Genomic DNA, 17,529 nt, shown 5'->3' on the forward strand with positions numbered 1-17,529 from the left:
CGCAGTGTGCGCGACCGGCCCGGATCAGCCCGCGAGCGGGGTGGCGCGCGCGGAACCGGCGTCGAGCGCCGGTTCGATCCGCGACGGCGGGCCGAGCTCGGCGACGGCGAACTCGACACCGGTCCCGCGGGCCAGCCCCACCAGGTGCTCGTGATGGGTGAACAGCAGCACCTGGGCGGAGCCGGCGAGTTCGGCGAGCACCCGGATCGCGGCCGGGGCGCGCTCGTCGTCGAAGGTCATCAGCACGTCGTCGAGCACCACCGGAACCGGCGGCAGGCCCGCCGCGACGCGGTCTGCCTGCAGCTGTTCGATCCCGGCCAGCCGCAGCGCCAGGTGGACCTGGTCCGCGGTGCCCTCGGACAGGGTCGGCGGGGTCAGCTCCTCACCGTCGGCGCGCACCGCGACCAGTGTCCGCGCACCGGACACCGGTTCGGACGGCGGGCGCAGCGCCACGAACCGGCCACCGGTCAGCCGTTCCAACAGGGCACCGGCCCGGACCAGCAGCGGGGAGGCGTGGCTGCGCTCGTAGGCGTCCAGCTCGCGTCGCAGGATCTCGCGCTGCAGGTGCAGCACCAGATAGCGCTCGGCCGCGTCGGCGACCCCGGCCAGCTCCTCCTGTGCGCGGGCGTGCAGCTCGGCCGCACCCTCGGCGTCCTCCAGCTCTCGGCGCCGGGCACGCAGGCCACCCAGCTGCTCGCGCACCTCGTCCTGTTCGGCGCCCAGTTCCCGCTCGTGCGCCTCGGCCCGCTCCAACGCCTCCGCCAGCGCACCCGGATCGGCGCTCAGGCTCACCCCGCCGGCGCCGGTGGGCGGTTCCGCACCCGGATCGGCCGCGGACGCCACCAGCTCGTCGGGGTCGAGGTCCGGTGCGGCGGCGGCGAGCAGCCTGGACTGCTCGGCGATCCGGCCGTCCAGCTCCGCCACCACCGCACCGCGCTCGGCAGCGGCCTCCAGCCCGCCCGGTTCCATCGCCTCGGTCAACGCCAGCTCGACGGCGAGCCGGTCGAGCACCGCCCCCGCGGCCGCGACGTCGCGGGCGGCCCGGGCCGCCGCCTCCTCCGCTACGAGGATGCCGTCGTCGAGATGCCCCGCCGACACCGCGGCCTTGGTGACCTCGCGGACCCGGTCGGCCAGCTCGCCGAGCCGGTCGGCGGGCGCGGTGCCGGTCGGGGCCCGGTCCAGGTGGCGTTCGACCAGTGCCGTGACCGCCCGGCGGTGTGCGTTCACCGCCCGCTCCAGACGGGTGGCCTCCTGCTCGTCCTGCCGGGCCAGCGCACCGGCCTGCTGGGCGTCGGCGACCGTGTCGCGCCGGGTGCCCCAGCCGGACGGTTCCAGATCGGTCGGCAGCCCGGCGCCGCGCAGCGCGAACCGCCAGCGCTGACTCGCGAGCTCCCGGTCGTGCCGTGCGGCGTCGGCGGCGCCACCGGCCCGCTCGGCCTCGCTGCGCAACCGGGCCAGCAGCACCTGGCGGTCCCTGGCGTGCCCCGCCTCGACCGCCAGGTCCTCGGCGGCGAGCAGCAGGACGTCCAGCGGCGCCCCGTCGCGCGGACGCCCGGCGGCGGCCAACGCGGAGGCGAGCGCGCGTTCCTGCTCGTGGGCCTGGTCGCGCAGCCGGGCCAGCCGCTCGTCGGCGCGGGCCACCTCGTCGTGCGCGCGGGCCGCCTCGGTGAGCGCCGCGACCACGGCGTCGGCGTCGTCCGGCTCGGGGACCGCGACACCGTGCGACCGCCACAGCGTCGCCCACGCCGACGAGGCCGCGTCGCCCTGCTCGCGGGCCCGCTCGACCGCCGTACCTGCCTCGGTCAGCGCGACCGCCGCGGCGGCGAGCTCCGACTCCTTCTGGGCGAGCTCGGCGACCCGGTCCGCGGAGGCGATCATGTCGTCGGCGACGCGGTCGGCCGCCGCCACCGCGGCCGCGACCCGACCGGCCGCCGTCGATGCCGCGCGGTCGTCGGCGGCCAGCAGCCCGGCCACCGCCTCGTCGCGTTCGGCACGCGCCGCGGCCAGCGCATCGGGCCCGACCGGACGCCCCCGGGCCACCACACCGTCACGGGCGGTGCGGGCCCGGTGCTCGCGCTCGGCCGCGTCGGCGGCCACCCGCTCGGCCGCCCGCAGCTCCTGCTCCGCCGCGCGCAGCGCCGTGCGGGCCGATCGGACCTCCCGTACCGGCGGGGCGAGGACCGCGATCGTGTCACCGGGCCCCTGGGAACCGGGCCCCGCTGAACCGGACCCCTCGGAACCGGGGCCACGGTATCCGGCCGCGACGAGCGCGTCCGAACACCGGGCGCGCGCGGCGTCGCGTTCGACGACCGCTGCCCGGCAGAGCGCCGTCGCGGACCCGTCGGCCTCGATGGCCCGTCGGACCTCGGCGACCCGGCCGACCCGGTCGGGATCCAGCCCACCCGGCACGTCCGCCGCCTCACGCACCTCGGCCAGCGCCTCGGCGTACACCCGCTCCGCGCGGTCGGCCTCGACGACAGCGTCGTGCAACCTGCGGGCGATCTCGTCGAGATCACGCGCCCGGTCCGCGGGCAGGTGCACCTCGGCGAGCCGCTCCCCCGCGCTGCGGCCATCGTCGGCGACCAGCCCGGCCAGCGCCGACTCCGCCCGCCGGTGCGCCTCCGCGGCATCGGCCCGCAGCCGGGCCGCCCGCTCGGCGTCGGCGCGGCGGGCCTGGGCCGCGGACTCTAGCTCGCGCACCCGGCTCGCGTCGGCCAGCAGGTCCTCGTCGAGGTCCAGCTCAGCCCGGGCGGCCCGCAGCTCGTCGGCCCGCTCACGGTGGTCGTCGCGCTGCTGTTCGGCGGCGGCCCGGTCCGCCGTCGCCCGGGTGTACTCGGCGAGCGCCTCCGCGCCGAGCGCGGCACCGGTCGCGCACTGCGCCGCCCGCTCGGCGCGCAGCGCGGCCAGCTCGCAGGCCGGTTCCCGGGCGCGGAGCGCCTGCCGGACCCGGTCGGCTCCGTCGGCCGCGGACCGCCGGGCCCGGGTCAGCTCCGCGGCACGACGCTCCAGCCGGGCGATCTCCTCGGCGACGGCGGTGACCTCGCCCGCCCGCGACGTGCGTTCGGTCGCCAGCTGCTCGGTCTCGGTGAACCGGGCGAACGCGGTCCGCACGGCCACCGAGCGGTTGCCGCGGTGCTCCTTGAACAGCGCGTCCGCCTCCGCGTCGAGGGCGGCGACCAAGGCGCGCGCGTCGCGCCCGCTGCGGGCGGTGAACACCAGCTCGGCGAGGTCCCCACCGCCTGCGCACAGCTTGCGTCCGCCCTCGCGCAGCTGCTCGTGGCCGAGTCCGAAGCCCTCCCGCCAGCGCCGGCGGGCCTCGGCCCCGCCGGGCCCCCACGGCGCGTCGACGGCGATCTCGGCCGGGCTCGCCGGGGCCCCGGGAACCCGGTGCAGGCCGCGGGTCGTGCGACGCAGCAGCTGCTCACCGTCGGGTCCGTCGACCAGCGCGGACACGGCGAGCCGGGCCGGGCTGAACGCGTACCCGTGCCGGACCGGGCGGGGCATGCCCCAGAGCAGGTCGGACAGCGCGTCGAGCAGGGTGGTCTTGCCGGCCTCGTTCGGACCGGAGACGAGGGTCAGGCCCGGGCCGAGCTCCAGCTCCCGGCCCTCGTAGGCGCCGTAGCGCTCCAGGACCAGGGTCCGCAGCCTCACCGGTCGCCCCCCGCCCCGGCCATCCTGGCCAGCAGTTGCTGCTCGGCGTGGCGGGCCAGCTCGGCCAGCCGGGCGTCGTCACGCAGGTCGAGCAGGCCCGCCTCGCGCAGCCTGCGCCCGACCTCGCGGTCCAGCGGGGCGGCCAGCTCCCGGATCCGCTCCGGGTCACCGGCCAGCCCGGTGGCGGCCGCGGACACCGCCGCGGTGAGTTCGGGGTCGACGGCGAGCGCATCGGACGGCGGCCGGGTGCGGTTGCGGATCTTCTCCAGTACCGCGCCGGCCTGCCCGGCGGCGAGGTCCAGCTCGGCCCGCACCCGTTCGGTCTCGGTGAGCGCGGCCGCGGCCGGGCCGGCGCCGTGCAGGGTCACCTGCGCGACGACGGTGCGGGGCGCGGCCTGCACGCAACGCTCGCGCAGTGCCGCAGCGGCCGCGTCGAACACCTCGTCGGCACCGGCCAGGCCGGTGATGTCCACCTCGACGAGTTCCCAGCGCGCCACGTCCAGCACGAGCGGCTCGACCGACGCCACACCGCCCGCATCGACATCCACGAGCAGGGCGCCCTTCGGACCCCGCTCCTGCGGGTGGCGGCCCTGCAGGTTCCCGGAGAAGGCGGCCTTGTGCGCCCCGTCGCACACCGTGCGCCGCTCGTGCACGTGCCCGAGCGCGAAGTACTCGTACCCGCAGCCCGACAGGTCCTCCGGGCGGCACGGCGCGTAGGTGTCGTGCCGGTCGTCACCCTGTACCGAGGTGTGCAGCATGCCGACGTTGACCAGGCCGGGTATCCGGTCCGGATAGGCGGGCACCAGGTTCTCCAGGACGGCGCGCCGGGCGAAGCCCTGACCGTGTACCGCCAGGCCGAGATCGTCGAGCACGACCGTCTCGGGCCGCTCCACGGACAGTCGGCGGGTGTTCGGGGGCAGGCGCAGCGACCGGGTGATCTCGGACTCCGCGTCGTGGTTGCCGTTGATCAGGAAAACCGGGATGCCCTCGTCGTGCAGCCGGGACAGCTGCCGGACGAAGAAGGCGCCGGTGGCGTAGTCCTTCCAGTCGCCGTCGTAGACGTCGCCGGCGAGCAGCAGCGCGTCGGCCCGGTGGTCCACGGCGGCATCGACCAGGATCTCGCAGGCCCGGCGGGTCGCGGCGCGCAGCGTACCGGCCAGCTCGGAGTCACCGAGCCGGGCCAGCCCGCGCAGCGGACTGTCCAGGTGCAGGTCGGCGGCGTGCACCAGGCGCATGGCTGCTCCGTCCTGTCCCGGCCCGGTCTCGCCCGGGGTGCTCGTCGAGGGGCGCGCCGAGTGTAGGAGAGGGCACCGACAGCGACGGTGACGTGACCCGGCGCGTCCCCGAAACGGGGTGAAGTCGCAGCTCAGGTGCCTGAGGACACACAGCGGCGCCCGCCACATCCGGGTGTAGAGTAAGGGTACCCTGAGTGAGGATGGGGGAACCCGACTCCGACAGCTCCCCGAGGGCCGAACGATGATCCTGCTCTGCGAGCGGTGCTACGCCTCGATCGATCCCGACAGCGAGGGCCACTACCGGCTCTCGCACATCGACCATGCCGACTCCGCCGGCCGCATCACCTGGCGTGACGCGGTGGTGCACACAGCACCCTGCGCCGCGGCCGGCGGCGAGTGGCGTCCCGAGCCCCAGGACCGCGCGGCATGACCCGGGACCTGATCTGCGAGCGGTGCTGGAACCCGATCGACCGCACCGTCGAACCGCTCCGGATGACCACCCCCGGCGGCGTCGCGGCACACGGCGCCCCGGTGCGCACGTTCGTGCACGCCCTGCCCTGCGTGGCACCGGACACCGGTGACTGGGACACCGGCCGGCGCGGGCTGTCCCCGGCCGCCGTCCGGCACGCCGCCGCCCGCGCCGACCACCGCTGAGCGGACCCGGCCCGGTCCCGCCCGCCGCGGACCGGCGAGCCCGGCCTCAGCCCAGCGCGGCCGCGTCGGCCGCGAGCGCGCGGATCCGGTCCCAGTCCCCGGCCGCCACCAGATCCGGCGGAGAGATCCAGGAGCCGCCGACGCAGGACACGTTCGGCAACGCCAGGTAACCGGGCGCCCGGTCGGCGGTGATCCCGCCGGTCGGGCAGAACCGCAGGTCGGGCAGCGGGCCGGCGACGGCGGTGAGGAACGCTCGTCCGCCGGCGGCCTCGGCCGGGAAGAACTTCATCGCGGTGTGCCCGCGCTCGGCGACGGCCAGCATCTCCGAGATCGACGAGGTGCCCGGCAGCAGGTCGAGCCCGGAGTCCTCCATGGCGTCGAGCAGCCGCGGGGTGGCCCCCGGGCTGACCAGGAAGCGCGCCCCGGCGTCGACGGAGAGCCGCACGTCGCCGGGTGTGCGGACGGTGCCGGTCCCGACGACGGCGTCCGGCACCTCGGCGGCGATCCGGCGGACCGCCTCGGCTGCGGCCGGGGTCCGCAGGGTCACCTCGATCACCGGCAGGCCGCCCTCGACCAGGGTGCGGGCCAGCGGGACGGCCGATCCGGCGTCCTCCAGCACGACGACCGGGACGACGGGGGCCAGCTCCAGCAGCTTCTCGCTCATGGTTCCTCTCAGGATCCGGTTGCTCTCAGAGTCCCGGTGCCGCGACCACGGCGCCCTCGTCGGCCGGTCCGACGGCGGCGCGGAACACGCCGAACAGCTCCCGCCCGGTGCCGAAGGCCGGCCCGGACGGACCGGCCGGGCGGGCGGGCTCGCGGGCGTCGAACTCGTCGGCGTCCACCAGCAGGGACAGTGTGCCGTTCAGGGTGTCGACCCGGATCGGGTCACCGTCGCGCACCTTCTGCAGCGGGCCGCCACAGGCCGCCTCGGGGGTGACGTGCAGGGCCGCGGGGACCTTGCCGGACGCACCGGACATCCGGCCGTCGGTGACGACCGCGATTCGCTGCCCACGGTCCTGCAGCACGCCGAGCGCAGGCGTGAGCTTGTGCAGCTCGGGCATCCCGTTGGCCCGCGGACCCTGGTGCCGCACGACGGCGACGAAGTCCCGCCCGTCCAGCTCACCGGCCCGGTAGGCCGCGAGCAGGTCGTCCTGGTCGTCGAACACGACCGCCGGCGCCTCGACGAACCGGTGGTCCGGCTCGACGGCGGAGGTCTTGACGACCGAGCGCCCGAGATTGCCGTGCAGGACGCGCAGGCCGCCGTCCGGCGAGAACGGGTCACCGACGCCGCGCAGCACCGACTTGTCCAGGCTCTCGGTGGGGCCCTCCCGCCAGACGAGGTCCGCGGCCTCCCCGGAGCCGTCGAGGAACGGCTCGCGGGTGTAGCGGCGCAGCCCGGGACCGTCGACCGTCCGGACGTCGTCGTGCAGCAGCCCGGCCCCCAGCAGCTCGCGCACCAACAGCGACATCCCGCCGGCGGCCTGGAAGTGGTTCACGTCGGCGTGCCCGTTGGGGTAGATCCGGGCGAGCAGCGGCACGACCGAGGACAGGTCGGAGAAGTCGTCCCAGGTGATCCGGACGCCTGCGGCCGCGGCCATCGCGACCAGGTGCATGGTGTGGTTGGTCGAGCCACCGGTGGCGAGCAGCGCGACGATGCCGTTGAGCACCGCCCGCTCGTCGACGATCTCGCCCATCGCCCGGTCCGGGTCGTCGGCGGCCGCGAGCGCGCGGCGCGCGGCCTCGACGGTCAGCGCGTCCCGGAGCGGGGTGCCGGGATTGACGAACGACGAGCCCGGCAGGTGCAGGCCCATGACCTCCATGAGCAGCTGGTTGGAGTTCGCGGTGCCGAAGAAGGTGCAGGTACCGGGGCCGTGGTAGCTCCGGGACTCGGCCTCCAGGAGCTCGTCGCGGCCGACCTCGCCCGCCGCGAACGCCTGCCGGACCCTGGCCTTCTCCTTGTTCGGCAGACCCGAGGGCATCGGCCCGGCCGGGACCAGCAGCACCGGGAGGTGCCCGAACGACAGCGCGCCCATCACCAGCCCGGGCACGATCTTGTCGCAGACGCCGAGCAGCACCGCGGCGTCGAACATGTCGTGGCTCAGGGCGACCGCGGTGGACATCGCGATGACGTCGCGGGAGAACAACGACAGCTCCATCCCGGCGCGGCCCTGGGTGATGCCGTCGCACATCGCCGGCACGCCACCGGCGACCTGGGCGACGCCACCGGCCCCGCGAGCCGCGTCGCGGATCAGCTCCGGGTAGCCCTCGAACGGCTGGTGCGCGGAGAGCATGTCGTTGTAGGCGGTGACGATCCCCAGATTGCGGGCCGGGGTGGCGGTGAGGGTCAGCTTGTCGGGGCCGCAGGCCGCGGCACCGTGCGCCAGGTTCGCGCAGCCGAGGCTCTCCCGGCCGGGGCCGGCCGGCGCGGCTCGGCGAGCGGCGCGGATGCGCTCGAGGTAGGCGGCTCGGGTGGTCGCCGATCGGGCGACCACCCGCCGGGTCACCTGGTCGAGGACCGGGTGCAGATCCGGGGTGACGGTCACGATGCGTCCATCTCCTGGAGGTGGTGGGCACGGTGGAGGACCGGGCGGAGCATGCCCGCAATTCGTACTCTAACGAGAGAATTAGGTACTTACAAGACGTTAGTGTCAGCCGATTGGCGTTTTGCCAGTTCAAAGCCCTGTGGTTGACTGGATGAATGCGAGGACGCACCCCGACCAGCGCGCCCGCCACCGCGGGCGAGATCTTCCGGCTGGTCCGGGACGGCATCGCCGCGACCCGGACCGAGATCGGCCGGGAGACCGGGCTGTCCCGGACCGCGGTGGCGGCCCGGGTCGACCGGCTGCTCGCCGACGGTCTCGTCACCGAGGTCGTCGGGGCCGCCGCCACCGGTGGCCGGCCCGCCGCGCGGCTCGAGTTCAACGCCGCGGGCGGCACCGTGCTCGCGCTGTCGGTCGGTGTCAGCCGGAGCAAGGCGGCGGTGTGCGACCTGACCGGTGAGGTCCTGGCGGAGGCGGTGATCGACCTGCCCGCCTCGGTCGGCCCGTACCGGTTGCTCGGCGACGCCGTCGCCACCCTGGAGAAGCTGCTCGGCGACGCCGGTGCCGAGGAGTCCGGGATCCGTGGCCTCGGACTCTCCATCCCGGGCACCGTCGACGACCGCAACGGCTGGTCGGTGGGCGTCCCCTCGCTGCCGGGCTGGGAGCGCATCCCGCTCCCGCCGCTGCTGACCGAACGCTTCGCAGTGCCGGTCCGGGTGGACAACGACGTGAACGTCATGGCGCTCGCCGAGCACGCCGCGCACCCCGACGTCGCCGACCTGCTGATGGTGAAGATCGGCTCCGGGGTCGGGGCCGGGCTGGTGTCCGGCGGGTTCCTGCAGCGCGGTGCCTGGGGGGCGGCCGGCGAGATCGGGCACATCCCGGTGCACGACGGCCCGGGGATCGGCTGCGGCTGCGGCAACATCGACTGCCTGGAGGTGCTGGCGTCGGGCCGGGCGCTGGTGCGCGACCTGTCGGTCGGCCGCCCGGACGGTGAGGTCGCCTCGATCGCCGACGTGGTCGCGCTGGTGAAACAGGGCGACCCGGACGCCGTCCGGCTGGTCCGGATCGCCGGTCGCAGGCTCGGCGAGGTGCTGGCCGCCGCGGTGAACCTGGTGAACCCGGCGCTGGTAGCGATCGGCGGTGACCTGGTGGGGGCGTTCGACCCGCTGGTCGCCGGTGTCCGCGAGGCGATCTACCGGCGCTCGATGGCGACCGCGACGCAGAACCTGCGGATCGAGCCCGGACTGCTGAGCGGGCGCAGCGGCGTGATCGGCTGCGCGATCCTGGTGCTCGACGAGGTGCTCTCGGCGGCCGCGGTGGATCGCGCGGTGAGCACGGCCGGCCGCGCGGCGGGCCGGCCGGTCAGCGGTTGACCGGCGGCGGCTCCGGGGTCCGCAGCAGGTCGAAGCGCATCTCGCGGGACACGACGAACCCCATGTTCCGGTACAGCCGGACGGCGCCGGTGTTCACCGCGGACGCGTGCAGCAGCGGGCGTTCCCCGCGCGCCACGATCCCCGCGACGACGGCGCGGACCAACCGGCCGGCGAGGCCCTTGCCGCGGAACTCCGGGTCGGTGCACACGGCGCTGATCTCGGTCGCGCCCGCCGCACCGGGCCCGCCCAGGCGCATCCGCTCCCCCGCCATCGCGACCAGCCTGCCGTCGTGCCGGATGCCGACGAACCGGCCGAGCTCGGCGGTGCGCGCCAGCCACGGGCCGGGCTCGGTGCGCGCGGTCAGCTCCGCCATCTCGGTCCGGTCGGCCGGGCCGAGCTCGATCGCGTCGTCGTCGGGTTCGCCGGGCGCGGCGGAGCCGTCCATCTGGACACCCGGGAACGCCCGTTCCAGCCGCCAGCCGGCCGGGAGCTGCGGCGGCCCGTCCCCGGCGCGGACGAGGACGACCTGGTTGCCCGGCCCGCAGAGCGCCGCGAGATCGGACCAGTCGTCGGCGGTGGGGTCGAGCGGCATCCCACCGAACGGGGAGACGTCCGGGTCGAAGCGGGCCGCGCGTCCGCGTACCGAGCCGAACTCGCGCAGCCTGCCGGTGAGGGTGTCCGGGACCGGGTTGCGCAGGGCGGCGGCGAGATCGGCGTGCACGCTGCGATCCTGCCCCGGGCTCCGGCGGCCCGGCCCCGCGGGGCGCGGCTCGCCGTATCGGAACGCCTGCGGCCGAGGAGCACCGTGAGCACCGCCGGGTCCGGAGCATGGTTCGCCCCCGGGCGGGTCAACCTGATCGGCGAGCACACCGACTACAACGACGGCTTCGTGCTGCCGTTCGCGCTGCCGCACCGGGCCGTGGTCACCGCGTCCGTGGCGGACGGCGGGCCGAGCCGGGTATGGTCGGCGCAGCAGGACGGCGTCATCGCCTTTTCGGCGTCGACGGTGACCCCCGGCGAGGTGACCGGCTGGGCGGCGTACGTGGCCGGGATGTGCTGGGCGTTCCGGGAGGCCGGGTACCCGGTCGCCGAGGTCGATCTGCGCCTCGACTCGGACGTGCCGGTCGGGGCGGGACTGTCGTCGTCGGCGGCGGTGGAGTGTGCGGTCGGGATGGCCCTGGCCGGGCTGGCCGGGGTGCGGGTCGGCCCGACCGAGCTGGCCCGGATCGCCCGGCGGGCGGAGAACGTGTTCGTCGGGGCGCCCACCGGCGGGATGGACCAGATGGCGTCCGTGCACGGCAGGCCCGGCCGGCTGGTCTTCCTCGACACCCGCGACGACACCGTGGAGCTGGTGGTGTTCGATCCGCCGGCGCACGGACTGGAGCTGCTGGTGATCGACTCGCGGGCGCCGCACGCGCACGCCGGCGGCGAGTACGGCGCCCGGCGGGCCGACTGCGAGGCGGCGGCGGCCGCGCTCGGCGTGCCCGCGCTGCGCGATGCGGGCCCGGCGGACCTGGCGTCGCTGGCCGACGACCGGATCCGGCGCCGGGCCCGGCACGTGATCACCGAGAACGACCGGGTACGCGAGGTCGCGGCGATCCTCTCGGCGGGCGCCGACCCGCGGGAGATCGGGCCGCTGCTGGACGCCTCGCACGTCTCGATGCGCGACGACTTCGAGATCACCGTCCCGCACGTGGACGTGGCGGTCGAGGCGGCCCGAGCGGGCGGAGCGGTCGGCGCGCGGATGACCGGCGGCGGTTTCGGCGGGTGCGTCATCGCGTTGTGCGACACGGACCGCGTCGGCCCGGTGATCTCGGCGGTGCGTTCGGCCTACGCCGCGCGCGGCTGGGCGGCGCCGGTGGTGTTCCCCGGACGGCCGTGCGAAGGGGCCGGACGGCTCTCCAGTTAGGCTTTTGAAGAGCCGATCGGACTCGGTACAGTGCTGAAGGACAGGCACCTCTGTTCCCGATCGATCGAGGAGACGGCTCGTGCCGCATCCACACCCCGTCATGGACCCCGCCGACATCGTCGTGTTCGGCGGAACCGGCGATCTGGCCATGCGCAAGCTCCTGCCGGCGCTCTACCTGCGCGACCGCGACGACCAGCTGGCCGTGGGCACCCGGATCGTCGCGGTGTCACGATCCGGACTCGACGACGCCGGCTACCGCGACAAGGTCGACGCCGAGCTGCGGGAGACCGCACCCCGCTGGGCCGGTGCCGACGTGTGCACCGACGACGCGGTGCACGAGCGCTTCCTCGGGCGGCTGCACCACGTGACGCTCGACGTCGCCGAGGACGACTGGTCCACGCTCGCCGACCTGCTCGGCCCGCAGGACCGCCGGATCCGGGTGCTGTACCTGGCGTCGGCACCGCAGCTGTTCGGCCGGATCTGCGTGGGCAGCGCGCAGGCCGGCATCGTCGACGACCGCACCCGGGTGGTGCTGGAGAAGCCACTGGGCCACGACCTCGCGTCGGCACGCGCGATCAACGACGAGGTCGGCTCGGTGTTCGCCGAGGAGCAGATCTTCCGGATCGACCACTACCTCGGCAAGGAGACCGTGCAGAACCTGCTGGTCCTGCGCTTCGGCAACTCGCTGTTCGAGCCGATGTGGAACGCGGGCCAGATCGACCACGTGCAGATCACCGTGGCCGAGTCGATCGGCGTCGGGAACCGGGCCGACTACTACGACGGTTCCGGTGCGCTGCGCGACATGGTGCAGAACCACCTTCTGCAGCTGCTCTGCCTGGTGGCGATGGAGCCGCCCGCCCGGATCGACGGCGAGGGCGTGCGCGACGAGAAGCTGAAGGTGCTGCAGTCGCTGAAGCCCCTCGACGGGCCCGACGTCGTCCGGGACACCGTGCGTGGGCAGTACACCGAGGGCCTGGTCGACGGTGCCGCGGTACCCGGCTACGCCACCGAGCTGGCCGAGTCGCGGGCCGCGACGCCGCGCGAGCGGGAGCGGTCCACGACCGAGACCTTCGTCGCACTGCGCGCCGAGGTCGCCAACTGGCGCTGGGCCGGCGTGCCGTTCTACCTGCGCACCGGCAAACGCCTGGCCACCCACGCGTCGGAGATCGTGGTGCAGTTCAAGCCGGTCCCGCACTCGATCTTCCCGGCGTTCGGCGAGGAGCTCCCGGCGAACCGGCTCGTGCTTCGCCTGCAACCGGACGAGGGCGTGCGGCTGCACATGACCGCCAAGCAGCCCGGTCCCGGTGGGATCCGGCCGATCCCCGCGCCGCTGGACCTGTCGTTCGCCCGCACCTTCGGCGACCGGTTGCCCGACGCCTACGAGCGGTTGCTGATGGACGTGCTGCGCGGCAACCCGACCCTGTTCATGCGGCGCGACGAGATCGAGGCCGCCTGGACCTGGGCGGAGCCCATCCTGCGCACCTGGGCGTCCACCGACCAGCGCCCGCGGCCGTACTCGGCGGGGAGCAACGGCCCGGCCTCGGCCACCGCGCTGGTCGAGCGCGACGGCCGGGCCTGGCACGAGGACTACTGAACGGGCAACTACTGAACGGGCAGCGCACCGGGCCGGCGCAGCCCCGGGCGGCGCGCGACGTGATCCACCACGCGACGTGGTGAAACGGCCCGATCATGCTGTTGGTCACATCACCGGCCCGGTTCCTAACCTGATGGTCGTCCGTCACCGCCGCCCGGCGGCGACCACCAGGAGCGGATCGACCGATGAAGTTCGTGACCTTCCAGACCCGGCCCGGACCCGGCGGGCCCCGACCGACCCGGTTCGGGATCCTCGACGGTGACACGGTCCGCGAGGTGCCGGGCAGCCTGCTCGGCCGGCTGCGTGAGGACGACGGCCTCGCGCAGCTGAGAGCCCTCGGCCCGAGCGGGTTCTCCGGTGAGCACCGGCTCGGCGACGTCGCACTCCGAGCGCCGTTGCCCCGACCGAACTCGATGCGGGACTTCATGCTCGTCGAGGAACACGTGAAGGGGAGCCTCGGCGAGGTCCCCGCCGAGTGGTACCGCATCCCGGTCTACTGGAAGGGCAACTGCGACACCGTCATCGGTCCGGAGGCGACGGTGCCGTGGCCGTACTACACCGACAAACTCGACTTCGAGCTGGAGCTCGGTGCGGTCATCGGGCGCCGTGCCTTCCGCGTCGACGTCGGCGAGGCCGCCGAGTGCATCGCGGGGTTCACCGTCTTCAACGACTGGAGCGCCCGCGACATCCAGATGCGCGAGATGAGCGTCGGACTGGGTGTGGGCCTGTCCAAGGACTTCGCGACCTCGTTGGGCCCCTGCCTGGTCACCCCGGACGAGTTCGACGTCACCACGGCCCGCATGCGGGCACGCGTCAACGGTGAGGTGTGGTCGGAGGGCACGCTCGGCGGGATGCGGTTCAGCTTCCCCGAGGTGATCTCCCACCTCTCCCAGGAGCAACCGCTGCAGCCCGGTGACGTGCTCGGCAGTGGCACGGTGGCCCGCGGATGCGGGCTCGAACTGGACCGGTGGATCCGGCCGGGGGACACCGTCGAGCTCGAGGTCGACGGCATCGGCGTGCTGCGCAACGTCGTCGGCCCGAAGAACCCGCCGCCCGGACCCGGAGCCGGGATCCCCAGCATCCTGCGCCCCGCCGCGCCGGCGAACGGCGCCTGACATCACCCCGAGGAGTCGACGATGACCAAAGTGATCCTGCAGGTGTATCCCACGCTCGGTGCCGAGGACAAGATGGCCGAGCTGCGCCCGATCGGCCGCAACAACCAGGCCTGGCAGGACATGCTGGCCGGGCTGGTGGACGTCGCGAAGGCCGCGGACGACCTCGGCTACTGGGGTCTGACCCACGTCGAGCACCACGGCCACTCGGAGGGCATGGAGGTCTCCCCGTCGCCGCTGATGCTCAACATCTACCTCTCGCACTTCACCCGGCGGCTCAGGCACGGGCAGCTCGGCCTGGTCCTCCCGGCGCACGACCCGGTCCGCCTCGCCGAGGAGATCGCGCTCGCCGACCACATGATGCAGGGCCGCCTGTTCGTCGGCATGGCGCGCGGCTACCAGGCCCGCTGGCAGAACGTGCTCTGCCAGAAGTACGGGGTGACCTCGACGGCCTCCGACCAGAGCGAGGCCGACCAGCGCAACCGACTGCTGTTCTCCGAGAACTTCACGATCATGAAGATGGCCTGGGAGAACGACCTGCTCCGGTACAACGGCCCTACCTACCAGGTCCCGTTCCCCTTCGAGGGGATCAAGAACTGGCCCCCGGCGGAGACGATCACCCGGCCCTACGGCGTCCCCGGGGAGGTCGACGAGAACGGCACCCTGCAGGGGCTCAGTGCCATTCCCAAGCCCTACACCTCACCGCACCCGCAGCTGTTCCAGGCCTTCGGTGCCAGCCCGGGCACGCTGCGCTGGTGCGGCGAGGAGAACGTGACGCCGACGATCCTGATGGGCTCGCACGAGAAGCTGCGCCAGCTGATGGAGATCTACCTCGAGGGCGCGAACTCGCGCGGCCGGAGCCCCGCCTTCGGCGAGGGCATCGGGGTGTGCCGCACCTTCTACGTCTACCCGAACGGCACTCCCGAGGACGAGGTCCGGGCCCGCATCCGGCGCAGCGTCGAGCTGTACGAGGCACCGGTGTGGCAGGGCTGGTACGCCCAGTTCGGCTTCATGGAGGGCGCGCGCCTCGACGGTGAGGAGGGGCCGGTCCCCAAGCCCGGTGAGCACCTCGCGGACCGGCTGATCAACAGCGGTCTGCTGATCGGCGGCACGGTCGACGACGTCAAGCGTCAGGTCGCCGGGTTCCTGCAGAAGATGCCGATCGACTACTTCGTCTGGCTGTTCCACTGGGGGATGATCCCGCCCGAGGAGGGGCTGCCGATGCTGGAGCTCTTCGCGAACGAGGTCATGCCCGAGTTCGATCTGGACGCCGCGCCGCGGACGGCGAGCGCCGCCACCGTCTGATCCACCGGCGTCCGTCCCACCGGGGGTACCCGGCCGCCACCACCCGCGCCGGACCGGCGCCCGCCCGACCGGGCGGGCGCCGGCTCGCGGCCGTCGACCGGAGAGCAGAACCATGACCGACACCACGCCCGGCCACGTCGAGCACCGCGCCGATCTCCCCGCCCCGAAGATGGTCGCGCTCGGTGGCGGGTTCCACGCGTTCATCCAGCTCGACGGCAGCTGGGGGCTCAACAACGCCGGGGTCTTCGTCGGCGACGACGGTGTCGTCGTCATCGACACCGCGTTCACCGCCGACCGGGGGCGGTTGCTGCGCGACGCCGTCCGCGAGCTCTCGGACCTCCCGGTCCGCACGGTGCTGAACACCCACCACCACGGCGACCACGTCTACGGCAACTACCTGTTCCCCGGTGCGACCGTGGTCAGCAGCGAGCGGTGCCGCGAGGCCGTCCTCGCCGACGAGTTCGAGGTGACCAACTGGTTCCCCGGGGTCGAGTGGGGCGACCTGCGGGTCTCCCCGCCCACGTTGACGTTCGAGGACTCGATCAGCATCTGGTGCGGCGACGTCCGGGCGATCGCCCGGCACGTCGGGCCGGCGCACACCTCCAACGACGTGTTCGTCTGGGTGCCGGAGCGGCGGCTGCTCTACGCCGCGGACCTCGTCTTCCACGGCGGGACACCGTTCGTGGTGATGGGCTCGATCCAGGGGTTGATCGAGGCCCTCGGCGAACTCGCCGCACTGGAGCCCGAGACGGTCGTGCCCGGGCACGGTGAGCTGACCGGGCCGGAGTCGATCCAGGACCAGCTCGCCTATCTCCGTTTCGTCCAGGAGGTCGCCGCCGAGGGCTTCCGGGCCGGGAAGGAGCCGCTGGAGCTGGCCAGGGCCACCGACCTCGGGCCCTTCGCCCGGCTGACCGACCCGGAACGGATCGTCGGGAACCTGCACCGGGCCTACTCCGAGCTGCGCGGCGAGCCGCTCGGCCAGCCGCTCGACTACCACGGGATCGTCGCCGAGATGGTCGAGTACAACGGTGGTCGCCCGCTGCGCTGCCTGGCCTGATCTGCGGCGCCGCCACGGTCGACGGGCACCGGGTGGGCGATCCGGTGCGGTAACGTCACCCGGCGGTCCTCCCCGGTGCCCGTCGGCCCCGGGCACGAACCTCGACGAGGAGGGGCAGGTGGGCGCTCGCGGTGCACCCGGGGGCGGCCGGCGTGCAGGTTGAGCTGCGTCATCTGCGGGCGTTCGTCGCGGTCGCCCGGGAGCTGAACTTCACCCGGGCGGCGGAGCGGATGCACCTCGCCCAGCAGGCCCTCAGCACCCAGATCCAGCGACTCGAGAAGAGCCTCGGCACCGACCTGTTCGTGCGCACCACCCGTCGCGTCGAGCTGACGGCCGCCGGTGAGCTGCTGCTCGCCGAGGTCGCTCCGCTGCTGGAGTCCCTGGACGCCGCGTTCGAACGGACCCGCCGGGCAGGGCAGGAGGGCGGGCTCTCGATCGCCTACACCCCGACGGTCGCCCCGGAGGCGCTCCCCGCGGGGGCGAACCGGATGCACCGTGAGTACCCGACGATCACTCTCCGCACGGCCGAGATGTGGCAGCCCGAGTCGGTCGAGGGGGTTCGGTCGGGACGCCTGGACGTGTGCTTCATCCGTACCCGTGCGGGCACCGGTGACCTCGCGACGGCCGTGGTCCGGCAGGAGCCGCTGGGCATCGTCCTGGGCGACGGGCATCCCCTGGGCCGGCGGCCGGTGGTCCGGATCGACCGGCTGGGCGACACCTACCTGACGATCTGGCCGCGGGCGATGTCCCCCGGCTACTTCGACGCCGTGTGCGAGGCGTTCCGGGCGGCCGGGTACACCGGGCCGGTGCGGGAGTACGAGAACCACACCCGTGACACCTGGTTCGGCGACACGGTCGCCCGGATGGAGATCGCCTCCGGGCGGGCGTTCTCGGTCGGGTTCCGGTCCCAGCCGTTGACCGACGGGTTCGTCTGGCGGGAGCTGGACCCGGCCCCGTCGGTACCGCTCACCGTCTGCTGGCGGGAGCCGGCGAACACGACCCTTCGGCTGTTCCTGGACGTGGTGCACGCCGTCGCCCGCGAGGAGCGGTGGCTGACCGACACTCCGTGAGTCGCCGGGGTGTCCCGCCGGGACAC

14 protein-coding genes are annotated in these 17,529 nt (G+C 74.3%); 9 read left to right on the top strand and 5 right to left on the bottom strand.

The genetic code is table 11. From position 1 onward, the window contains the following. Positions 1-24 precede the first annotated feature (24 nt). Both AB0J24_RS02070 and AB0J24_RS02075 read right to left on the bottom strand, forming a co-directional pair. Positions 25-3,651, bottom strand: a complete 3,627-nt coding sequence (locus AB0J24_RS02070) for an AAA family ATPase (protein ID WP_358673980.1) — start codon at positions 3,649-3,651, stop codon at positions 25-27. Then, positions 3,648-4,886, bottom strand: a complete 1,239-nt coding sequence (locus AB0J24_RS02075; protein ID WP_358673983.1) for a DNA repair exonuclease — start codon at positions 4,884-4,886, stop codon at positions 3,648-3,650. Before AB0J24_RS02075 ends, AB0J24_RS02070 begins: the two co-directional genes overlap by 4 nt. 241 nt (positions 4,887-5,127) lie before the next feature. Here AB0J24_RS02075 and AB0J24_RS02080 point away from each other — a divergent pair, with 241 nt between their 5' ends. Next, positions 5,128-5,316: a hypothetical protein gene (locus tag AB0J24_RS02080; protein ID WP_358673986.1), complete on the top strand. Its 189-nt coding sequence runs from the start codon at positions 5,128-5,130 to the stop codon at positions 5,314-5,316. Further along, positions 5,313-5,540, top strand: coding sequence for a hypothetical protein (locus AB0J24_RS02085; protein ID WP_358673989.1), 228 nt, complete (start codon positions 5,313-5,315; stop codon positions 5,538-5,540). Before AB0J24_RS02080 ends, AB0J24_RS02085 begins: the two co-directional genes overlap by 4 nt. 46 nt (positions 5,541-5,586) lie before the next feature. Here the strand turns inward: AB0J24_RS02085 and eda are convergent, their stop codons facing one another. Further along, positions 5,587-6,204, bottom strand: a complete 618-nt coding sequence (gene eda / locus AB0J24_RS02090) for a bifunctional 4-hydroxy-2-oxoglutarate aldolase/2-dehydro-3-deoxy-phosphogluconate aldolase (protein ID WP_358673992.1) — start codon at positions 6,202-6,204, stop codon at positions 5,587-5,589. 25 nt (positions 6,205-6,229) lie between these two features. After that, a complete protein-coding gene (gene edd, locus AB0J24_RS02095) occupies positions 6,230-8,083 on the bottom strand; it encodes a phosphogluconate dehydratase (protein ID WP_358673994.1) in 1,854 nt (617 codons plus the stop codon). Positions 8,084-8,238: 155 nt separating this feature from the next. Between edd and AB0J24_RS02100 the strand changes: the two genes are divergently transcribed. Continuing rightward, the gene (locus AB0J24_RS02100) at positions 8,239-9,456 is read left to right on the top strand and encodes an ROK family transcriptional regulator (protein ID WP_358673997.1); all 1,218 of its coding nucleotides are present in this window, start codon (positions 8,239-8,241) and stop codon (positions 9,454-9,456) included. Here AB0J24_RS02100 and AB0J24_RS02105 read toward each other — a convergent pair. Continuing rightward, entirely contained in the window at positions 9,446-10,177 is a 732-nt protein-coding gene (locus AB0J24_RS02105; RefSeq protein WP_358673999.1) for a GNAT family N-acetyltransferase, read from the bottom strand. The two genes, AB0J24_RS02100 and AB0J24_RS02105, sit on opposite strands and share 11 nt — an antisense overlap. A gap of 84 nt (positions 10,178-10,261) precedes the next feature. Between AB0J24_RS02105 and galK the strand changes: the two genes are divergently transcribed. The 6 genes from galK to AB0J24_RS02135 all read left to right on the top strand — a co-directional run bounded on the left by galK (position 10,262) and on the right by AB0J24_RS02135 (position 17,503). Further along, the gene (gene galK, locus AB0J24_RS02110; protein WP_358674002.1) at positions 10,262-11,365 is read left to right on the top strand and encodes a galactokinase; all 1,104 of its coding nucleotides are present in this window, start codon (positions 10,262-10,264) and stop codon (positions 11,363-11,365) included. 79 nt (positions 11,366-11,444) lie between these two features. Then, positions 11,445-12,959 (top strand): glucose-6-phosphate dehydrogenase, encoded by a 1,515-nt coding sequence (gene zwf / locus AB0J24_RS02115; RefSeq protein ID WP_358674005.1) that lies wholly within the window; start codon positions 11,445-11,447, stop codon positions 12,957-12,959. 185 nt (positions 12,960-13,144) lie between these two features. Further along, the gene (locus AB0J24_RS02120; protein WP_358674008.1) at positions 13,145-14,074 is read left to right on the top strand and encodes a fumarylacetoacetate hydrolase family protein; all 930 of its coding nucleotides are present in this window, start codon (positions 13,145-13,147) and stop codon (positions 14,072-14,074) included. A 21-nt stretch (positions 14,075-14,095) separates the two neighbouring features. Further along, a complete protein-coding gene (locus AB0J24_RS02125; RefSeq protein ID WP_358674011.1) occupies positions 14,096-15,376 on the top strand; it encodes an LLM class flavin-dependent oxidoreductase in 1,281 nt (426 codons plus the stop codon). 112 nt (positions 15,377-15,488) lie between these two features. Next, entirely contained in the window at positions 15,489-16,433 is a 945-nt protein-coding gene (locus AB0J24_RS02130) for an MBL fold metallo-hydrolase (protein ID WP_358674014.1), read from the top strand. A 152-nt stretch (positions 16,434-16,585) separates the two neighbouring features. Continuing rightward, on the top strand, positions 16,586-17,503 hold the full coding sequence (locus tag AB0J24_RS02135; RefSeq protein WP_358674016.1) for a LysR family transcriptional regulator: 918 nt from the start codon (positions 16,586-16,588) through the stop codon (positions 17,501-17,503). Positions 17,504-17,529 lie beyond the last annotated feature (26 nt).

Source organism: Pseudonocardia sp. NPDC049635, assembly GCF_040659795.1.
In the GTDB taxonomy this organism is placed as follows: Bacteria; Actinomycetota; Actinomycetes; order Mycobacteriales; family Pseudonocardiaceae; genus Pseudonocardia.